The organism is Thalassospira povalilytica (assembly GCF_002844235.1).
GTDB classification, from domain to species: domain Bacteria; phylum Pseudomonadota; class Alphaproteobacteria; order Rhodospirillales; family Thalassospiraceae; genus Thalassospira; species Thalassospira povalilytica.
The window spans coordinates 54,155-73,580 of sequence record NZ_PGTS01000009.1 but is presented as its reverse complement, the minus strand read 5'-3'; the positions used below and the strand labels follow the sequence as shown (position 1 = coordinate 73,580).

General features: G+C 55.6%; 18 protein-coding genes. 9 read left to right on the top strand and 9 right to left on the bottom strand.

Annotated elements, in window-relative coordinates:
- Positions 1-382 precede the first annotated feature (382 nt).
- Positions 383-868: a hypothetical protein gene (locus CU041_RS19305; protein WP_068517214.1), complete on the top strand. Its 486-nt coding sequence runs from the start codon at positions 383-385 to the stop codon at positions 866-868.
- A 129-nt stretch (positions 869-997) separates the two neighbouring features.
- On the opposite strand, the gene CU041_RS19300 is transcribed toward CU041_RS19305, so the two are convergent.
- The 3 genes from CU041_RS19300 to CU041_RS19290 are packed head-to-tail and all read right to left on the bottom strand — an operon-like array spanning position 998 to position 3,299.
- Positions 998-1,573, bottom strand: coding sequence for a hypothetical protein (locus CU041_RS19300; protein ID WP_101248116.1), 576 nt, complete (start codon positions 1,571-1,573; stop codon positions 998-1,000).
- A 31-nt stretch (positions 1,574-1,604) separates the two neighbouring features.
- On the bottom strand, positions 1,605-2,936 hold the full coding sequence (locus CU041_RS19295) for a M48 family metallopeptidase (RefSeq protein ID WP_101248115.1): 1,332 nt from the start codon (positions 2,934-2,936) through the stop codon (positions 1,605-1,607).
- 18 nt (positions 2,937-2,954) lie between these two features.
- Positions 2,955-3,299: a YbjQ family protein gene (locus CU041_RS19290; protein ID WP_082817668.1), complete on the bottom strand. Its 345-nt coding sequence runs from the start codon at positions 3,297-3,299 to the stop codon at positions 2,955-2,957.
- 107 nt (positions 3,300-3,406) lie between these two features.
- On the opposite strand from CU041_RS19290, the gene CU041_RS21035 reads away from it, so the two are divergent.
- The 6 genes from CU041_RS21035 to CU041_RS19260 all read left to right on the top strand — a co-directional run bounded on the left by CU041_RS21035 (position 3,407) and on the right by CU041_RS19260 (position 9,927).
- On the top strand, positions 3,407-3,538 hold the full coding sequence (locus CU041_RS21035; RefSeq protein WP_267893505.1) for a hypothetical protein: 132 nt from the start codon (positions 3,407-3,409) through the stop codon (positions 3,536-3,538).
- A 21-nt stretch (positions 3,539-3,559) separates the two neighbouring features.
- Positions 3,560-5,236: an NAD+ synthase gene (locus CU041_RS19280; protein WP_101248113.1), complete on the top strand. Its 1,677-nt coding sequence runs from the start codon at positions 3,560-3,562 to the stop codon at positions 5,234-5,236.
- A gap of 24 nt (positions 5,237-5,260) precedes the next feature.
- Complete coding sequence (gene gltX / locus CU041_RS19275; RefSeq protein ID WP_101248112.1) at positions 5,261-6,613, top strand: glutamate--tRNA ligase; 1,353 nt, start codon at positions 5,261-5,263, stop codon at positions 6,611-6,613.
- A 67-nt stretch (positions 6,614-6,680) separates the two neighbouring features.
- Positions 6,681-8,057, top strand: a complete 1,377-nt coding sequence (gene cysS / locus CU041_RS19270) for a cysteine--tRNA ligase (protein ID WP_101248182.1) — start codon at positions 6,681-6,683, stop codon at positions 8,055-8,057.
- 178 nt (positions 8,058-8,235) lie between these two features.
- Complete coding sequence (locus CU041_RS19265; RefSeq protein ID WP_101248181.1) at positions 8,236-9,177, top strand: aldo/keto reductase; 942 nt, start codon at positions 8,236-8,238, stop codon at positions 9,175-9,177.
- A 24-nt stretch (positions 9,178-9,201) separates the two neighbouring features.
- Positions 9,202-9,927, top strand: a complete 726-nt coding sequence (locus tag CU041_RS19260) for a DUF6064 family protein (RefSeq protein WP_101248111.1) — start codon at positions 9,202-9,204, stop codon at positions 9,925-9,927.
- On the opposite strand, the gene CU041_RS19255 is transcribed toward CU041_RS19260, so the two are convergent.
- The 6 genes from CU041_RS19255 to lsrA all read right to left on the bottom strand — a co-directional run bounded on the left by CU041_RS19255 (position 9,917) and on the right by lsrA (position 16,671).
- Entirely contained in the window at positions 9,917-10,588 is a 672-nt protein-coding gene (locus CU041_RS19255; protein ID WP_101248110.1) for a LysE family translocator, read from the bottom strand. The genes CU041_RS19260 and CU041_RS19255 overlap by 11 nt on opposite strands.
- A 158-nt stretch (positions 10,589-10,746) precedes the next feature.
- Complete coding sequence (locus CU041_RS19250) at positions 10,747-11,994, bottom strand: class II aldolase (protein ID WP_101248109.1); 1,248 nt, start codon at positions 11,992-11,994, stop codon at positions 10,747-10,749.
- A gap of 92 nt (positions 11,995-12,086) precedes the next feature.
- Positions 12,087-13,112, bottom strand: coding sequence for an autoinducer 2 ABC transporter substrate-binding protein LsrB (gene lsrB, locus CU041_RS19245; RefSeq protein ID WP_101248108.1), 1,026 nt, complete (start codon positions 13,110-13,112; stop codon positions 12,087-12,089).
- 10 nt (positions 13,113-13,122) lie between these two features.
- On the bottom strand, positions 13,123-14,124 hold the full coding sequence (locus CU041_RS19240; protein WP_101248107.1) for an ABC transporter permease subunit: 1,002 nt from the start codon (positions 14,122-14,124) through the stop codon (positions 13,123-13,125).
- Positions 14,124-15,173 (bottom strand): autoinducer 2 ABC transporter permease LsrC, encoded by a 1,050-nt coding sequence (gene lsrC / locus CU041_RS19235; protein ID WP_101248106.1) that lies wholly within the window; start codon positions 15,171-15,173, stop codon positions 14,124-14,126. Before lsrC ends, CU041_RS19240 begins: the two co-directional genes overlap by 1 nt.
- Positions 15,166-16,671 carry an autoinducer 2 ABC transporter ATP-binding protein LsrA gene (gene lsrA, locus CU041_RS19230; RefSeq protein WP_101248105.1) on the bottom strand — a complete coding sequence of 502 codons (1,506 nt, stop codon included), beginning with the start codon at positions 16,669-16,671 and terminating at the stop codon, positions 15,166-15,168. The genes lsrC and lsrA overlap by 8 nt, the downstream gene beginning before the upstream one ends.
- Before the next feature lie 237 nt (positions 16,672-16,908).
- Between lsrA and CU041_RS19225 the strand changes: the two genes are divergently transcribed.
- Entirely contained in the window at positions 16,909-17,853 is a 945-nt protein-coding gene (locus CU041_RS19225) for a sugar-binding transcriptional regulator (protein ID WP_101248104.1), read from the top strand.
- Between the two features lie 3 nt (positions 17,854-17,856).
- Positions 17,857-19,422, top strand: coding sequence for an autoinducer-2 kinase (gene lsrK / locus CU041_RS19220; RefSeq protein WP_101248103.1), 1,566 nt, complete (start codon positions 17,857-17,859; stop codon positions 19,420-19,422).
- Positions 19,423-19,426: the final 4 nt, after the last annotated feature.

Genomic DNA, 19,426 nt, shown 5'->3' with positions numbered 1-19,426 from the left:
TATTTCGACATGCGTGTCGATCAGCAAGGCGTCCGGGAAACCGGGCGCCTTGTTTTATAAGGCGGCCCCGATGGTCGATAAGGACCGTACCCGACAGGAAACGAACATCGCAGACGCATTACTGCGGACGAATTTCTTGCGATTTTGGTGTGTTCGGGGTGATGATGGTTGGTGATACAGGCAATTTCACAAAATTGAATCCCGTTTGGGGGCTGAATATCAGTATTTTGTGGGTTAAATTGCGTTACAGGAACGTTTCGTCGTGCAATCAAGGGGCCTGGCTGTAAAAAAAACCTCTACCAAACGCCAAGAAATATCCTTAAGTATAAAGAAATTCAGGGCAATCCTGCACAAGAACAAAATTCAAGAGGTCGCAACGCGGATGGTGGATGAAGCGGATTTCACCGAATGGCAACAGAAAGTAGAGGGAACAAATATTTCCTCGACCACGCTTTTGGCGACCGATTATCTCAATCATTTCAATGAGATCGTGATGCTTCTCGAAATGGTGCCGGACATGCCTGACATGATCGAGGATTGCAAGGAATGGGCACCGAAAAGCTATCAGGACCATTTCCGCGATAGCACCTTTTCCGACAAGGAACTGGCGATCGAGGCCTATGAACATGTGCCGCCGCGATTCCGTCAACCGTTTGAAGAAACGATCAATCACCTCAATACCATTGTAGCCCACGCGATAACCCAGCTTGAAGCCATCATTGCGGACGGGAACGAGGCATTGTTGCGCGAAACCGCGCATGCCATCACCGTATCGCTGCAAAAATTCATGGATGTCGCCAGTGGCATTATCCACGGTTCGGCCAAAACCATGAGCCAGGATGAAATTGACGCCGCACTTGCCCTTTGAACGGTCACTTTGGCGTGCAGCTTATCTGGGCGTCAGGCGTCGTTCGGCCCGCTTTCCCGGATCCATCGAAATTAAAAGCCGGGACAGTTTTGCCCCGGCTTTGTGTTGTTCGGATATGGCAGATGACGGTCAGTCCGTCATGTCCGCCAGTTCCCCGTCCAGACGTTCGATTTCCGATCTGAGCAACGGCAGGACGCCGTTACGTGCCGTGGCGACGATTTCCCCCATGTTCTTAAGGGCATTGCGTGCCATGCCATTGGCATTTTGCTGCATGAACATGATGGTCATCAGGGCGTCAATGTCGGAATAGAACCGGCGCACACCGGTAATGATCTGCGGATCGACCTCGAAAGTGCGCGGGGAATAGCGCATGGTTTCCCAGACCATATCATCAAGTTTGTGGCGTTCGCGCGGCGCAAGTTGCGGGGCGTGCCAGGTCATGGGGCCTTCCGGATATTCGGCAATCCAGGTTTCGACTTTTTCGATATTGTCGACAAATTCCGCTTCGAGCGATCGTTCAAGGTTATAGACATCCGATGTGCTTTGATAGCGGTCGAAATCGACGGCAATCTCAAAGCCGGCAAAGCTTGCCAGATACACACCCAGAACGGTTGATGCCAGAATGATGCACTGGGTCAGCCAGAATTCGGTATTGGGCTGGCCGCTGACGCTCAGAAAGCGGAACGGGGCGAAAAGTCCACGCATTGTTCAATATCCTGTGTCGGAAAGTTGTTGTTTATTGGAATTCCAAAGACTGGGCCGGAATTTCGTCAAACTTTTTAAGAAAGTTATCAAACCCGGTTTGCAGGTCGATCGTCTCGCCAATCGGAAGTCCCCGTTCACGGGCCATGTCATCAAGCCGGTTTACGCGGTCCATCGGGTGGGGATGTGTCGACAGATAGTCCATGACGCTGTGATCCCCCTGCATGGCAGCCAGTTTTTCAAAGGTCCGCGATACGCCGCCAACATGACCGTATTTTGCCATCAGGATCTTGAGGCTCCAGTCATCGGCATCGAGTTCCTGACTGCGCGAATGATCTCGATCAGCCAGCAATTTCGGCCATCCGGCGACCCATGTTGTCAAAATCGCATCGGTCTGGAACATCATGGCGGACAAGGCGACACCGACAATTTCGCGTCCCAGTCCTTCAAGATGATCGCGGCCGTTATAGTGACCGATTTCATGACCAAGGATCGACAGAAGCTCGTTCTCGCTTTCGACCAGATCAAGCATCCCGCTATTAACCAGGATCAGGCCGCCGGGCAGGGCCGCGGCATTTGGCGACGAATCAAGAATGATCATGACATCAAAGTCATAATCGCGTGCCGGACCAAGGGCCTCTTTGGGGACAGAATTGATCAGATCAACCAGATAGTTTTCAAACACATTGCGTTGGGAACCGACGCGATGGCCGTCAATGATTTCCGGTTCAAGTTCAGACCAGATCGCGACTTCGTCCTTTACCGAAATGCTGCTTGCCGCCCATTCGATGGCAAAGCCGCTTGCGGTATAAATCCCCCAGCAGATCAAAAGAAATGCCATGCTGGCCGATGCCAGTTCGGTCAACAGATTGTGGTGACTGATATTCACCCCGTCATCGGGCAGGGAGGCCGGTTTGCCACCCGTTGGACGATGATCGGTATAAAGGGCGGTGCCCGATGCGATCATTTCGATCATGCCGCGACTGATTTCGGCCGACTGGAACCGAAGCCCGATGATGTGGCTTGCCCCCTTGGCATTGATGCGCAGGCGCAGGACGGCTTCGCGTTTGGCGCGGATAACGGCGGCCTCGTGGGCGGCAAGACGTCCGCCAACAAAAACGCGCAACCGCGCCAGCAGATTGCGAAAACGGTCTTCGGCAATGACGACCTTGCCGGTCACCATGCGGGATTGCTGTATTGAAACTGTGTCGGGAACTGCATCCCCGGAATCAAGATATTGATGGGACAACAATGCTTCGTCGCGCACAAGCGCGCGTTCATGTGCCCTGTCGGCCAGACGGCCGGTCAAATAGGCGATTCCGATCAGGATGGTCAGTGCAATTCCCGGAAGAAACAGGTCTTCCATGATAAATGCACCTGTTCCTTATTTCAGTCTTACGGCCGTGCCGTATGCAAAAATCTCGGCGGCCTTGTAGGCGACCTGGGATGTGGCGAAATGGACGTCAACGACGGCATCGGCATCCATTTTTTGTGCCTGGGCGACCAGGCGGCTGGTGGCTTCGTGCTGGGCGTCTTCAAGAAGGCGGGTATAGGATCGGACTTCGCCACCGAAAAGGTTTTTGAAAGTCGCGAAAATATCAAACAGGAAGCTGCGGCTGCGTACCGAGCTGCCAAAAACGATACCAAGATTTTCGCTGATCTCCCGACCCGGGATATGGGAAATGGTTACCACCGCCATTTCGGCGGCAGAGGTGGGGCTGTTGGCCATTTTGTTTGCTCGTATCAATTGTTATGTTTTTTGCCGTGTGTTCACGGTCGGGTGAAATAGACCGGGCTGCTTGCGGAATTGCAAGTCATTATCAACATGAAAAAATCATGACAGATGCAGAAACAGACTGCGATCCCAGTCAATTAGCGGGATTTGCGGTGCTGCAATTCTGCCATGCAGGAATGGCAATCTCGTTTGAAACATGGGATATTGCGTATTCCGCAATTGACACCGCGTAAGGCGGCTCCTATTCCAACATCATGACAAATATGCTTGCCATTGCGATTGCCCAGCTTAACCCGATTGTCGGCGATGTTGCCGGTAACCGGGACAAGGTTGTGGCTGCCTGGGAATCTGCGGCCGATCGGGGCGCTGATATTGTTTTGTATTCCGAATTGGTGTTGTCGGGCTATCCGCCGGAAGACCTGGTGATGAAGCCTGCTTTCATGCGTCACCTGCATGAAGCCGTCGCCAGCATTTGCGAACAGACAGCCAAACGCGAAAATGGTCCGGCATTGCTGTTGACCACGCCATGGGAAATCGACGGCATTCGTCATAATGCGGTTCTCCTGATTGATCAGGGCAAGATCGTTGATGTCCGGGCCAAGCAGGATCTGCCGAATTATGGCGTGTTTGACGAGAAACGCGTTTTCGCAGCCGGTCTGATGCCCGAACCGGTTTCGTTCAGGGGGGTGAAGCTTGGCGTTCCGATTTGTGAAGATGTCTGGACCCCCAATGTGGTCGGCCATCTTGCCAAAGCCGGGGCCGAGATTTTCCTGGTGCCCAACGGATCACCGTTCGAGGCAGACAAGGGCGATTTGCGCCGCAAACTGATCGAGGACCGCGTTTCGGAAACCGGCGCGCCGATGATCTATTGCAACGAAGTTGGCGGTCAGGACGAGCTGGTCTTTGATGGCGGATCGTTCGGGCTTAATGGCGACGGGTCGCTTGCGGTTGCCCTGCCGGCCTTTGCCGAGGATGTTGTCGTGACCACATGGTCGAAGGACGATAACGGCAAATGGCGTTGTGGCGATGATGCGCCCAAGGCCGATTATCCGGTTGGCCTTGATGCGATCTATCAGACCCTTGTTCTGGGCTTGCGCGATTATGTGAATAAAAACCGGTTCCCCGGTGTCGTGATCGGCATGTCGGGCGGCATTGACAGTGCGCTTTCGGCCGCGGTTGCGGTTGATGCGCTGGGGGCGGATCGGGTGCGGCTGGTGATGATGCCATCGCCCTATACGTCGCGCGAAAGCCTGGAAGACGCGGAAATTTGTGCGGGGATGCTGAAAACCGGGATTGAAAGCATCAATATCGGTCCGGCCATGGCCGCGTTCGAACAGATGCTGGCCCCGGCCTTTGACGGGCGTGATGCCGACATCACCGAAGAAAACATTCAGGCCCGTTCGCGCGGGATCATCCTGATGGGGATTTCAAACAAGTTTGGCCACATGGTGCTGACCACCGGCAACAAGTCGGAAATGTCGGTCGGCTATGCCACGCTTTATGGCGACATGTGTGGTGGCTATTCGGTTCTGAAAGACCTTTATAAAACCACGGTGTTTGCTCTGTGCCACTGGCGCAACGAACACAAACCGGCCGGGGCACTTGGCCCGGATGGCATGGTGATCCCCGAACGGATCATTACCAAACCGCCATCCGCCGAACTGCGCCCGGATCAGAAAGACGAAGATAGTCTGCCGCCTTATGATGTTCTTGATGATATTCTTCATCAGATGATTGAAGGCGAGCGGTCAGTACGCGATATCGTGGATAGTGGTCACGACGAGGCCACAGTACGCCGGGTCTGGCGGTTGCTGGATCGGGCGGAGTATAAGCGCCGTCAGGCACCGCCGGGGGTCAAGATCACCCCGCGCGCCTTTGGCCGTGACCGTCGCTATCCGATCACCAATGGCTTCACGAACCTTGTTACGTGATTCAAGTGAACTGAAAAGTTAGATATGACAAAACCTGTCCTTCGATTTGCCCCCAGCCCGACCGGGCTTCTCCATGTTGGTAATGCCCGCGTTGCCATGATGAACTGGCTTTATGCCCGTAAATCGGGTGGCCAATTCATTCTGCGCTTTGACGATACCGATCCGGAGCGTTCCAAGGATGAATATGTTGATGCCATCCGTGAAGATCTGGAATGGCTTGGCATTGACTGGGACCGCGAAGAACGCCAGTCGCTTCGTCAGGACAAATATGATGCGGCAATTGCCGACCTGAAAAAGCGTGAATTGCTTTATCCGTGCTATGAAACCGAAGGTGAACTGAACTGGAAACGCAAGGCCGCCCGCCAGCGTCACCAGCCTTTCATCTATGACCGCAAGGCGCTGACCCTGTCGGCTGACGAGATCAAGGCGCTCGAAGCCGAAGGCCGCAAGCCGCACTGGCGTTTCCTTCTGACCGACGGCATGGTTGAATGGGACGATCTGACGCGCGGGATTTGCTCATTTGACACCGAACATGTGTCGGATCCGGTCTTGATCCGCGAAGACGGATCGCTGCTTTATATGCTGGGCTCGGTGGTGGATGACCTTGAAATGGGGGTTACCCACATCATTCGCGGCGAAGATCACGTGACCAACACCGTGTCGCAGATTTTGCTGTATCTTGCCCTTGGCGGTAAGCCGGGTGCGCTTGAATTTGCCCATATGCCGCTTTTGGCGGGGCCGGGTGGTTCGCAGCTTTCCAAACGTCTGGGCAGTTTGTCACTGCGTGAATTGCGCAATGACGGGTTCGAGGTCGAAGCCCTTGTCGGTCTTCTGACCGGTCTTGGGGCGTCTGATAAAATCGAACCGGCCAGCCTGACCCAGGTTCTTGATAAATTCGATCTGGATCATTACGGCCGTTCGACGCCGAAATTCGATCCGGCCGAACTGGCCAGCCTGAACGAAAAAGTCATCCATGACATGCCGTTTGAAACCGCGCAGCCGAAACTGGTTGCGGCGGGCATGAATGATGCCAACGAGATGTTCTGGAATGCGGTGCGCGGCAATTGCTGGCGCGTGGCCGAGGCCCTGGAATGGTGGGACGTTATTCATCAGACCGTGATCCCGGAAATCGATGCCGAGGATGCCGAGTTCGTCAAACAGGCGGCCGATATGCTGCCTGAAGGTGAGCTTGACGCAACCAGCTGGAAAACCTGGACCGGGGCGCTCAAGGAGGCGACGGGCCGTAAGGGCAAACAGCTTTTCATGCCGCTTCGCAAGGCGTTGACCGCGCGTGAACATGGCCCGGAAATGTCGGCGATGCTGGTTCTGATCGGGTCTGAAAAGGCGCGTGCGCGGTTGTGTGGGAAGGCGGTCTGAGCATCTGCTTTGATCGCCGGAAATGCCCGCATTCAATCGCCAATACAGCCAAACGGACAATTTTGACATGACCAAGACCCTTCGTATCTATGACACGCTGACCCGCGAAAAGCAGGTGTTCGAGCCGATCGATCCCGATCACGTGCGCCTTTATGTCTGCGGCCCGACCGTTTACGACTATGCCCATGTCGGCAATGCGCGCCCGGTGGTGGTGTTTGATACGCTGGTGCGCGTTCTGCGCCATATCTATCCCAAGGTAACCTATGTCCGGAACGTCACCGACGTTGACGACAAGATCAATGCCCGTGCCAAGGAAAGCGGCGAGCCGATTTCCGAAATCACCAAACGCACGCATCAGGCTTATCTTGATGATATGGGCGCGCTTAATGCCGCCAAGCCCGATATCGAACCGCGTGCGACCGAACATATCGCCGAAATGATCGCCATGTGCGAAAGCCTGATCGAGCAGGGCTTTGCCTATGCCGCCGAAGGCCACGTTCTGTTTTCTGTCAGCAAGTTTGACGACTATGGCAAATTGTCACGTCGCGATCGCAAGGAAATGATTGCCGGTGCCCGCGTTGAAGTCGCCCCCTATAAACAGGACCCGGCGGACTTTGTTCTGTGGAAACCGTCCGAAGATGACATTCCGGGCTGGGACAGCCCGTGGGGGCGTGGTCGTCCGGGCTGGCATATTGAATGCTCGGCCATGTCGACCCGTTATCTCGGTGAAAACTTTGACATCCATGGCGGGGGTTCTGATCTGGTGTTTCCGCACCATGAAAACGAACTGGCGCAAAGCTGCTGCGCGAACAAGGGTTCGAGCTATGCCAAATACTGGATGCATAACGGCCATCTGATGGTCGAAGGTGAAAAGATGTCCAAGTCGCTTGGCAACTTTGTCACCGTGCATGAGCTTCTGGAAAAATGGCCGGGCGAAGCCATCCGTCTGGCGATGATGGGCACCCATTATCATCAGCCGATCAACTGGACGGAAGATAACCTGCGCCAGGCCAAAGAGGCACTTGATCGTTTCTATACCGCCCTTCGTCAAAGTGCGGACGTGACCCCGGAAAATGTGCCGGTGCCGCGTGCGGTTCTTGAGGCGCTGTGTGATGATCTTAATACGCCGCTTGCGATTGCCGAGTTCCATAACCTTGTGACCCGTTTCAACAAGGCGGAAACCAAGTATGAACGCGCCGAGGCCAAGGGCGAAATCCTGGCCGCGGCCAAGCTGCTTGGTATTCTTGAAGGTGATCCGGAAGCCTGGTTTACCGGTTCTGCCGATGCGGATGAGGCCGCCGAGATCGAAGGCCTGATTGCCCAGCGTGCGGACGCCAAGAAGAACAAGGATTTCGCAACTGCTGACAAGATCCGTGATGATCTTCTGGCGCGCGGCATCATCCTTGAAGACTTCAAGGATGGTACAAGCTGGAAGCGCGTATAAGGCATATCCGAGCTTTAAATCACAAAAGGCCGCAAGCAATGTGCTTGCGGCCTTTTTGTTTGGGCGGGCAACAGTCGGGCAATAAATGCCAAAGGTTGCGCATGGGCAGATTTCTGCCCAATTCATGTTGGATCATGGTTCGGAACGGATTGGACCCAACAGGAAGGCAACGTCTTTCATGTCTGAAATTGACCGTCGCAGATTTATGCAAGGGGCCGGTGCGCTTGGCCTGTCGGCATCTTTGGGGGCCTTGATGCCCGGTGTGGCGCATGGCGCCCTGCGCAAGGATGTGCCCGACATTATCCGCAAACAGGTGCCGTCCACCGGCGAAGCAATTCCGGCGGTCGGACTTGGCAGTTGGATCACGTTCAATGTCGGCAATGACATGGCCCTGCGTGATCAGTGCGCGGATGTGGTATCGGCGTTTTTCAATGCCGGCGGGCGGATGATCGACAGTTCGCCTATGTATGGATCGGCCCAGGAGGTTATCGGTTATTGTCTTGATAAACTGGGTGCCCATGACCGGGTATTTTCAACCGACAAGGTCTGGACGTCCGGGGACGGGCTTGATCAGATTTCCGAAACACGCAAACGCTGGAACACCCGAAAATTTGACCTTTTGCAGGTCCATAATCTTTTGGGCATCAATGACAATCTGCCGCTTCTTTTCCGTCTGAAGAATGAAGGGCAGTTGCGCTATGTCGGGGTGACGACATCCCACGGGCGGCGGACCGAAGACCTGATTGCGGTGATGAAAAACGAACGGCTTGATTTCGTTCAGGTGACATACAACCCGGTCGACCGCAAGGTCGAGGAATATTTGCTGCCGCTGGCCTATGACCGGGGCATTGCCGTCATCGTCAATCGCCCGTTTCGCGGTGGCAGTCTTCTTGATCAGCTCGAAGGTGAACCTTTGCCGGAATTTGCCGCCGAGCTTGAAGTGGAAAGCTGGGCACAGCTGATTTTGAAATATCTGATTGCCCATCCGTCCGTGACCTGTCCGATCCCGGCCACGACCAACCCGGCCCATGCGGCGGAAAACATGCGCGCAGCAACCGGACGTTTGCCCGATGACAAGATGCGCGAACAGATCGCAGCGGTCATTGGCGTTCTGATCTAGGAAACAGGATATGGGAAAGCTGGCATGACCGAATGGTGGGATTACGGACTGGCGGATTTTCTGCTGTTTTCGCCGCGTGTTTATTACCGTTTGTTTGAAACCATGAACAGCGTGTGGTGGATGGCGGTACTGGCGGCCTTTGTTGCCGGTCTGGTGGCGGCTGGCATGGCGATGCGCCATGGCCATCGCGGCAACCGGGTGATCCTTGTTTTGCTGTCGCTGATCTGGGCTTGGGCCAGCTATGGCTTTGTCTGGCAATATTATCAACCGATCAACTGGGCGGTGGCCTATATCCTGCCGGGCTTTGTGATCGAGGTTCTGTTGCTTTTGGTTTTTGCCGCCCGTCCGTTGCCGTTGCGGTTTGGCTGGCGCGGGGATCTGACATCTTATGTCGGGGCCGCGATCATGGTTGTGGCAATCGTGATCTATCCTTTTGTCGGGCTGCTTGAAGGGCGTGATCTGATACAGGCGGAGCTGTTTGGCAGTGCAGCCGATCCGACAGCACTGGGCACATTGGGGTTTGTTCTGATGGCGCGCGGCACGTGGCGCTGGTTGCTGTTGCCGGTGCCGCTGATCTGGTGTGCTTTTGCCGCGGCCACGCTTTGGGTGATGGATCAGCAGATTGCCTATGTCATGCTGATTGCTGTTTGGCTGACGATCTTTTCGGGTTGGCTTGATCTTAAAAACGGGGTGACGACCCGTCGGCTGACCAAGGCCGAACTGGCCGATCCCCCGCCAATCAGCGATTGACCAGTAGCCGCAATCCAACCACGGCAAAAAATACGCCCAGCACCCCGTTGATCCAGTTGGCTGCCCGCCGATAGATCGATATGGCCGGGGCCGTCGAAAAGGCGGTGGCATAAAGCAAATGGATGCTGGTCGAAATCATGCCGCATCCGATCACGATGGCTGCGCCAACCCATAACGGGGCGCCCTGGTGAAAGCCGATCGAAATGATCGCAATCCAGGTCAGGATGGCTTTGGGGTTGGTCAGATGAAGCGCAAGTCCGCGGAAATAATATCCGCGTCCGGAAATCTGGCGTGGTGACGTGCCATCGGTCGCGTTGTCTGTCCCTTGTGGATCGGCAGATGGCGCCTTGCGAAAGGCGGTACGAAACGCCCGATAGGACATCCACAGCAAATACAGGCCGCCAAAAATGCGAATGGCGGTCATGGCATCGGCATAGGCGGCAAGAACCGCCGACAACCCGGTCAGGGTCAAAAGCCCGATGGAAAACGACCCGGTTCCAATGCCCAGTGCAAAACGCTGTCCGGCGAAGCGTCCCTGTTCAAGCGATACCCCCATCAGGCCCAAAAGAGCAGGGCCGGGGCTGATCAATCCGACCAGAAGGGCGGCATAGGATAGCAATATTCCGGGCAAATACAGCCCGATCTCGGCAAGTGACGGCATGGGGCAGGTTCCTTTGCTGGTGGCAAAAGAACAGTAAGTCGCCAGCTACCCAATGTCGAGCAAGCAAAAAGAAACCCCTGTCAAAGACAGGGGCGAGTTGAGCTTGCGGTTGTTCCAATGCCAAGTGGGGGAGTGAAAAGCACTGGAACAACAGGGAGTTATTTCTTCTGGAGTTTCGCCTGTTCAAGCGACCAGTATTCCATGTCGAACAGATCGGCTTCGTTGATCGGGGCGAAGGTGCCGACTTCTTCGGCGGCATTGATGATGCGTGCGGTCTGTTCGCCAAGGTCACCGGCAATGCGCGCGGCCTTGTCATTGGCACCAAGCCCGATCAGGCCGGCACCCTTGACCAGAACCATGCGCGGCCAAGCATCAAGCATGACTTTCGGTTCACTGGCATTCGGGGCATTGCGTTCGAAATAGGCCGCATATCGGCTTTTGAAATCAGCCAGTGCAGCGGCGATGTCATCAATGCCTGCATTGGCGCCAATAATCAGCGGGAACGGCTTGATGCGGATCACGTGATCGGGCGTTGCCGTGCCACGTGCGGCAATGGTTTCAAGGTTATCGTTTTCAAGATAACGCCGGATCGAGGGGGTGCTGCGGAAATCAAGGGTAATTCCGCTGGCAAAGGGGGAGTTATCAGCGCGCAAAACGGCTTCAATATTCTTCGCCAGCGCCGGATCAATGTCGCGGTCCGAGCTTTCCGGACCGGGCAGGGCAATGCCCTTGGCGCTCAGATAGTTTTCGGCATCGGTGACGAAATCAATCATGCGGTCATAGGATTGTTTGGCGGTATCGCCAAAGGTGAACAGGCCATGGTTCTTAAGCCACAGACCTTCGCAATTCGGGAACTGGTCAAACAGATCCGCACCGGCAATCGAAAGATCATAACCCGGCATGACATAGGGCAGGAATGCAAGGCGATCACCATAGATTTCCCGCATGATTTCTTCGGAATGGTCCTGGTTGGCGAGCGCGAGGACGGCCGTGGAATGGGTATGGTCGACGAAATCAAACGGAAGATAGGCATGCAGCAATGCTTCGACCGACGGGTTCGGGGCGGACGGATCAAGCAGGTTGCTGCGCAGAAGTGCGACCATTTCAGGATCGGAAAGCTTTTTGCTTTTGCGTGCGGCATGAAGCGGGGCGAGCTTCACCGCCGGCAAGCCGGGGGCTTCGATGGTTTCAAGGTCCCAGCCGCTGCCTTTGACATGCATGATGGCGTCGCCGTTGGTATCGGTAACCTTGACCGATGTATTGCCACCGCCATGCAGGACAAGATCGGCGACCTGACCAATGATGCGCGAGGTATAAACGCGCAGGCCAAGAGCCTCGGGCTGGCCGGCTTCGCGGGCCTGGTTGGCATAGCGCGCGGCGTCGTTATCGTTCCAAAGGTTTTCCATCAAAAAATCCGTAGCGTTAACAAGGGGGAGCTGGTCTGAAGAAATCCGGGTACGGCAAACCCCCAGGATCGCCGTACCCGTGGTGCCAAAGATCAGAAATCGAAATTGTCGATATTGTCTTTGGTAAAGACGGTGCGGTGCGGCAGCAGGATGATGCCGTTACCTTCGGCTTCGTACTCGTAACCCTGAACACTGTTCGGGGAAACTTCGACGGTGCCGACACCCGGAATGTCGAGCTTGTCGCCAACATTCATCGGGCCGTTATCAAGAACGTGGTTGGCAACAAAGACCGAAATTTTGCCCTGTTCGGTGACGTCCCAAAGGCCGAAACGCTCAACCGTGCCGCGTTTGACGTAAGGACGCATCACGTTCGGGGTCGAGAAGCCGACAATGGTTACCTTGCCAGCGCGATCAAGGTTTTCAGCCGCCTGTGCCGATGCCGGAAGGGCGTTGGCATCCGGGGCGATGATGGCATCAAGATCCGGATAGGCTTTCAGGATGCTTTCGGCTGTCTGAAGGGATTTCTGCGCATCGTTATAGCCATACTGGGTGGTAACGATTTCCCAGCCCGGATGTTCAGCAGCAATTTTGGCCTTGGCGGCATTGGCCCAGGCATTCTGGTCGGTCACGGTCGGGCTGGAATAGAAGAAGGCGACTTTTGCCTTTTCCTTTTTCACGCCGTCATTTGCCATATCGACAAGAAGACCGCCGAGCTGTTCCGGGGTTCCCTGGTTGATATAGTACGAACGGCATTCCGGTTTGACATCACTGTCCCAGGTCATGACCAGAACGTCGCGCTTCATGGCGCGCTGCAGGGCCGGGCACAGACCATCCGGGGAAACCGACGACAGAATGATCGAGTTGTAACCCTGGTTCACGAAGTTGTTCACGAACTGGACCTGGCCGGAAACGCTTGGTTCGGTCGGGCCATCATAGGTCACATCAATTCCCAGTTCCTTGCCAGCGGTGGTGGCACCATTGCCGCCACTGGTAAAGAAGCCGACACCGACAAGTTTCGGAATGAAGGCGATCTGGTTTTCGGCAAATGCCGGTGCTGCTGCCAGAAGCGAGCCGGCAAAGGCCGCGGCTGACATCAGTTTTAACGTTCTTCCTGACATTTCTTCCTCCTTATGATGCTGCGCGTTTCCGGTTCATCGCCATTATTCGCGCAGCGACAAAATCGGCCAGCACGGCGCTTCCGTGGCGCAATGCGACCGCAACGACCAGCAACGCACCTGAGAGCGCGCTGGAAATCTGGCTGGGGACACCGCTCATTTGCAGGCCCTGCTGCAAATAACCGATGACAAGGGTGGCCAGAAGGGTGCCGATGATCGACCCCTGACCGCCGTAAATGGATGCACCACCAAGGACCGCTGCGGTGATCGCAGGCAGCAATGTCGCGGTGCCCAGGTCCACACGTGCCGATCCGAAATAGGATGACAGAACAAGTCCGGCAATCGCGGCAAAGACACCGGTCATGACATAGGTGATGGTTTGAATGGTTTTGATCGGAAGGCCGCTATAACGGGCGGCATGTTCGCTTAGTCCGCACATAAATACCGACCGGCCAAAGCGCGAATAATGCAAAACAACAAACAGGATTGCCGCTTCGACCAGCAGGACCAGGAACGGGGCGGGCAAACCACCCAGTTCGAAATAGGCAAAGGCGGTAAAGGCATCGGGGAAGTTGCCGATCCCCTCATAACCGCTTGCCCCGACAACACCCGAAAGCACGGTCGCCGCACCGCCAAACAGGTACAAGCTGCCAAGCGTTACAACAAGTGGCTGAATGCGGGACACATGAATGACGGTGGCATTAAACAGGCCGGCCGCCGCACCCGCCGCAAGCGATGCCAGAATCGATACCGGCAACGGCATGCCAAAGAAGTTGGCAATACCAAAGACAATGGCGCAAAGACCAACTGCAGAAGCAAATGATACATCAATCCCGCCAGCAATAATCACGATGGTCAAAGGCAGGGCGACAATCCCGATCTGGGCAAAGTCGCTGGTGCTGTAAAGCAGGTTAGACAGGTTCAGAAAACGCGGATTGATCATGCCAAAGATCGCAAACTCGGCGACCAGCATGGCCAGAAGGGCAGTTTCCCAACGCAGAAGATAACGTTTCATTATTCACCTGCCTCCTGGGTGCGGGGTTTGGACATGGTTTCGGGGCTGGACGCGGTTGGCTGGTCGGGGTTGGTGTGGTGATGTACCGCATAGCGCTTGGCGCGGATGGCGCGATCAACGGCCATGCGCACACGACCATCAAGCAGCAACACCAAAAGCAACACCGCACCGGCAATGAAATCGTTCCAGAAGGCCGGGATTTTCAGGAAAACCAGCGCACTGTCGATCGAGGTCAGGAAAATGACGCCGACAAAAATGCCCGGAACCGTGCCGCTGCCGCCAAGAAGGCTGACACCACCCAGAACGTTTGCAGCAATGGCTTTCAGCTCCAGCCCGTTACCGGCCTGATTGGGGATAAAGCCGATCTGGGCGGCGAAGATCATGCCGGCGATTGCGGCCAGAACGCCGGCCGCAACAAAGGCCGCGATCTGCACCAGTTTGACCGGAATGCCAAGATGGCGGGCGGCTTCGCGGTTATCGCCCACGGCATAGAAATAGCGTCCGAAACGGGTTTGGCGGACAAACAGGCCAACCACGATCAGGGATGCAATGACAATGACGGTCAGAACCGAAAACCCGACGGCGCCGTTATCTGCCAATGCCTTAAGCGACAGCGGAAGTTCTTCGATCCAGTTGCCGCCGGTCAAAATCAGCATCACACCGCGAAACAGGCCAAGGGTGCCAAGGGTTGCGATGATCGACGGCACATTCAGCATGGTGACAAGCAGGCCATTGATCAGTCCGGCAACCGCCCCGGTTAACAGGCAGGCGGCAATCGCAAGGCCCAGGCTGTGCCCGTCATTGAGCATCATGCCAAGCACCACGGCACTCAGTCCCAGCACAGAACCGCTTGAAACATCGATGTTGCGGGTCAGGATCACCAGCATGGTGCCCAGTGCGACCGACATCAGAACAAGGCTGTTGGACATCACGACCGATGCGGTCGACAGCGACAGATATCCCGGTGCCACCGCCCCGATCAGAAGAAAAGCAAGAATGGTGACAGCACACAGGGTCGCCACGCGATTACGTGCGAAAAAATCAAGCATGTGCCGGGCTCCCGGATTCAAAGGCAAGATGGGCAATGGCATCAACCGTCACCGCGTCACGTTCGAGCGCACCGCATTGCAGGCCATGGGCCATGACGACAACCCGATCGGCAAGTTGTTCGATTTCGTCAAAGTCCGACGAAATCAGAACCACGCCCAATCCCTTGGCGGCCAATTCGCGAATAAGCCGGTAAATGTCGTTGCGTGCGGCAACATCAACGCCACGGGTTGGCTCATCAAGGATCAGAACCCGCGGATCGGCGGCAAGGCATTTTGACAAAAGAACTTTTTGCTGATTGCCGCCCGACAGGCGACCGGCTTGCTGACCTTCGCCTTCGCACTTGATGCCAAGACTTTGACGGAACGTGTCAAAGGCCGATGTCTCGTCCTTGCGTTTCGGGAAGAAACCAAGACGGTGCATGGTATATCCCGACATGTTCCAGGCAAGAGATGCCTCAAGAAACAGGCCGTTTTGCTGACGGTCTTCTGGAAGGTAAACCAGACCGGCATCAACGCAATCACGCGGGGAGCGTTTGGTGAGCGGCGTGCCCAGAAGATTAAGATTGCCGCTGCGTGCCGGGCGTAGTCCAAACAGGGTTTCGGCCAGTTCCGACCGACCCGCACCAACAACACCGGCCAGACCGACAATTTCACCAGCCCGTACATTAAAGGAAATGTCGCGGAATCCTTCGCCGCTGAAACGGTCGATTTCAAGAACCACGTCGCGGGTCCTGAAATCGATGTTGTTTTCCGTGCGTTTCACCGGCTGGGCGGACTGCACGGTTTTGGTCATGGCTTCGACGATCTGATTGTCGTCATAATCGGAAAGCGGGCCGGAAAGGACAATCGCACCATCGCGCAGGACGCTGATCACGCTGCAAATTTCGCGGATTTCACGCAGTTTGTGCGAAATGAAGAAGATCCCGACACCTTGCGCCTTGAGCTGACGGACGCGATCAAACAGGGCGTTGGCTTCGTGCGGGGTCAGGGCCGATGTCGGTTCATCAAGGATCAGTACGCTGGCCTTGCGAATAAGTCCGCGCATGATTTCGACAATCTGGCGGTCGGCAATTTCAAGGGTGGCGGCCTGCGCATCAAGATCAAGCGACACCGCAAGATCGCGCAGTAGGGCTTCGGCCTCGGCGCGAAGGGCGCGCGGCTTGGCTTTCAGGCCAAGGCAGATGTTTTCAAGCACGGACTGGTTCGGAAGAATATGCGCTTCCTGCGGAACCAGATACAGACCAAGCGACTGGGCAGCTGACGGTGACGCAGTGCCCAGTGTCTGTTCGTTGATTTCAACACTGCCCTGATCGGCATCCACCAGCCCGGCAATTGTTTTCATCAAGGTGGATTTGCCCGCACCGTTCCCGCCCAGAAGGGCATGAACCTGTCCGGCAAGCAATTCGATGTTGATCCCCTTAAGAACCGGTGTCCCGCCATAGGATTTCCATATGTCGGCGACGCGGACCGCGATCCGGGGTGTTGTATTCTGTTCCATCCCTGGGAGCCTGTTCATTTGTTTTTATGAAAAACATTTGATCACATGATTCCAAATTCGTCAATAACCATGATTTTCGAATGAAGATCAGTATATTTAGGGATAAATGGCGATATCCATGCCGCATTGCAGTATGGGAGGCTGCAATTTTACGCTGTGCGCGGATCTGTTGACGTGATCATTTGTTTCATAGATAATCAAATGAACAGCGATACAGAAAATTCAGGGACTGGAAATATGGCGTCGGATGCAAACGACTGGAGTTATGCGGATGCGGAGGAGGAAACTCTAACCCGTATTGCGTGGTACTACTATAACGATGGCATGACCCAGGGCGAGATCGGCGAAAAGCTTGGTCTTTCGCGGATCAAGGTTTCCCGTTTGCTTGAAAGTGGTCGCCGCACCGGCATCATTCAGGTGCGAATCAATTCCCGTTATCAGGGATGCCTTGAACATGAACAGCGCCTTCAGGATGCCTGGGGCCTGCGCGAAGTTCGGGTGGTTCCCCATCTTGAAAATGGCGATCTGAATGAACGCCTTGGTCAGGCGGCAGCACAGTTTCTGATGCAGCGCCTTGGTAATGATGACCTGCTTGCTGTTGGTTGGGGGGCGACTGTCAGTCACACCATCCAGCGCATTGGTCATATGGCCAATGAACGCAATGTGTCGCTGGTCAGCCTTACCGGCGGGGTCGCGACCTATGTTGATGGTATGCGCACGGCAAACTGGGGCAGCAGCGTGCATCTTTTGCCCGCGCCACTTGTTGTGTCCGAGGATGCGGTTGCAGCCGCCCTTATGGGCGAACCGGGCATTTCCAATGTTCTGGAAATGGCGCTGAATGCGGCCTATCAGCTGGTCGGTATTGGCGAATTGAATAACGAGTCGACCGTTGTGCGCAGCGGATATGTCACCCCGGCCGAGGTTGAACCTTTGCGCCGCAAGGGGGCTGTCGGTGACATCCTGTGTCAGTTTTTCGATGACAATGGTGATGTGCTTGATCTGTCGCTGCATCAACGCGTGATCGGTGCGCGCCTCGAATCCCTGAATAAATCAAAGAATGTCATCGCCGCTGCCGGTGGTGACGGCAAAGTGCGCGCGATTCGTGCCGCGCTTAAAGGAAAATATGTCGACATCCTGATTACGGATGAAAAAACGGCAGAAAAATTGTTGGAGGACGTCTAGGGAATGGCAGCAGGAAATTACCTGCTTGCGATCGATGCCGGTACCGGCAGCGGTCGGGCAGTTGTGTTTGATCGGGATGGTCATCAGCTTGGCGCTTGTCAGCGCGAATGGTGGCACAAGGAAGATCCGCGTTTCCCCGGATCGATGGATTTTGATGTTGATGGCAATTGGAAGCTGATTTGCGACTGTATTGCCGGTGCACTGTCCGAGGCCGGTGTTTCGGGCGATGATATTGCCGCCGTCAGTGCGACATCAATGCGCGAGGCCATTGTTGCCTTTGACGCGGATGGCAAGGAAATCTGGGCCTGTGCCAATGTGGACGGGCGCGCGGTTGATCAGGTGCGCGCGCTTAAGGAAAGCTTCCCGGGCGTTGAAGAAGACCTTTATGGCAAAACCGGCCAGACCTTTGCACTTGGTGCCTTGCCGCGTCTTCTTTGGATCCGCGAACAGATGCCTGACATCTATGAAAAGATTGATCGCATCGCGATGCTTTCGGACTGGGTGGTGGCACGGCTTTCGGGTGTAATCGCATCTGATCCGTCAAATGCCGGAACCACCGGCATTTTCGGTCTGCGTGAACGCGACTGGCTGCCCGAAGCCATGCGCGCGGTCGGGCTTCGCGATGATATCTTTCCGCAGGCCTGTGAAACCGGCACCGCTGTTGGTCATGTAACGGCAAAGGCAGCTGCGGAAACCGGACTTTCGACCAGAACAACGGTTGTTGTCGGCGGTGGTGATTGTCAGCTGGGTACAGCCGGGCTTGGTGTTACCGGGATCGGGGATTGTGCGGTTCTTGGTGGCACCTTCTGGCAGCAGATCGTCAATGTTGATGCAACCCTGACCGATCCGTCGATGAATTTGCGCATCAATCCGCATGTCATCACCGGGCTTAATCAGGCCGAAGCGATCAGTTTCTTTGTCGGTGCGGTCATGCGCTGGTTCCGCGATGCCTTTGGTCAGGAGGAATTGGCCAAGGTCGATGACCCGGGCAAGGCCTATACACTTTTGGAAAATCTGTCGAAGGATGTCCCGCTTGGGGCGCACGGGGTTATTCCGATTTTCTCGGATGTGATGCGCTATGGCAGCTGGTATCACGCAGCCCCGTCGTTCCTTAATCTTAGCATCGATCCGGAAAAATCCGGCAAGGCTGTGCTGTTCCGGGCGTTGCAGGAAAATGCCTGTATTGTCGCGGCGCGCAACCTTGATGCGATCTTCAAGCTTAGTGGCAAACGCCCTGACAAGATCGTCTTTGCGGCCGGTGCGGCAAAAAGCCCGCATTGGTCACAGATGCTGGCCGATGTGACCGGCATTCCTGTTGCAACCCCCGTGATCAAGGAGGCAACCGCACTTGGCTGTGCCGCCGCGGCGGCTGTTGGTGGCGGATTGCACGATGATCTTGCGGCCCTTGGACGGGAATGGGTGCGTTGGGACGGCATGTTTGAGCCAAATGACAAGGTCAAATCCGACTATGACGCATTGGGTGAACGCTGGGCGCGGGCCTATGCCGCGCAGCGCCAACTGGTCGATCAGGGGGTTACGACCTCTATGTGGAAAGCCCCGGGTATCTGATCCG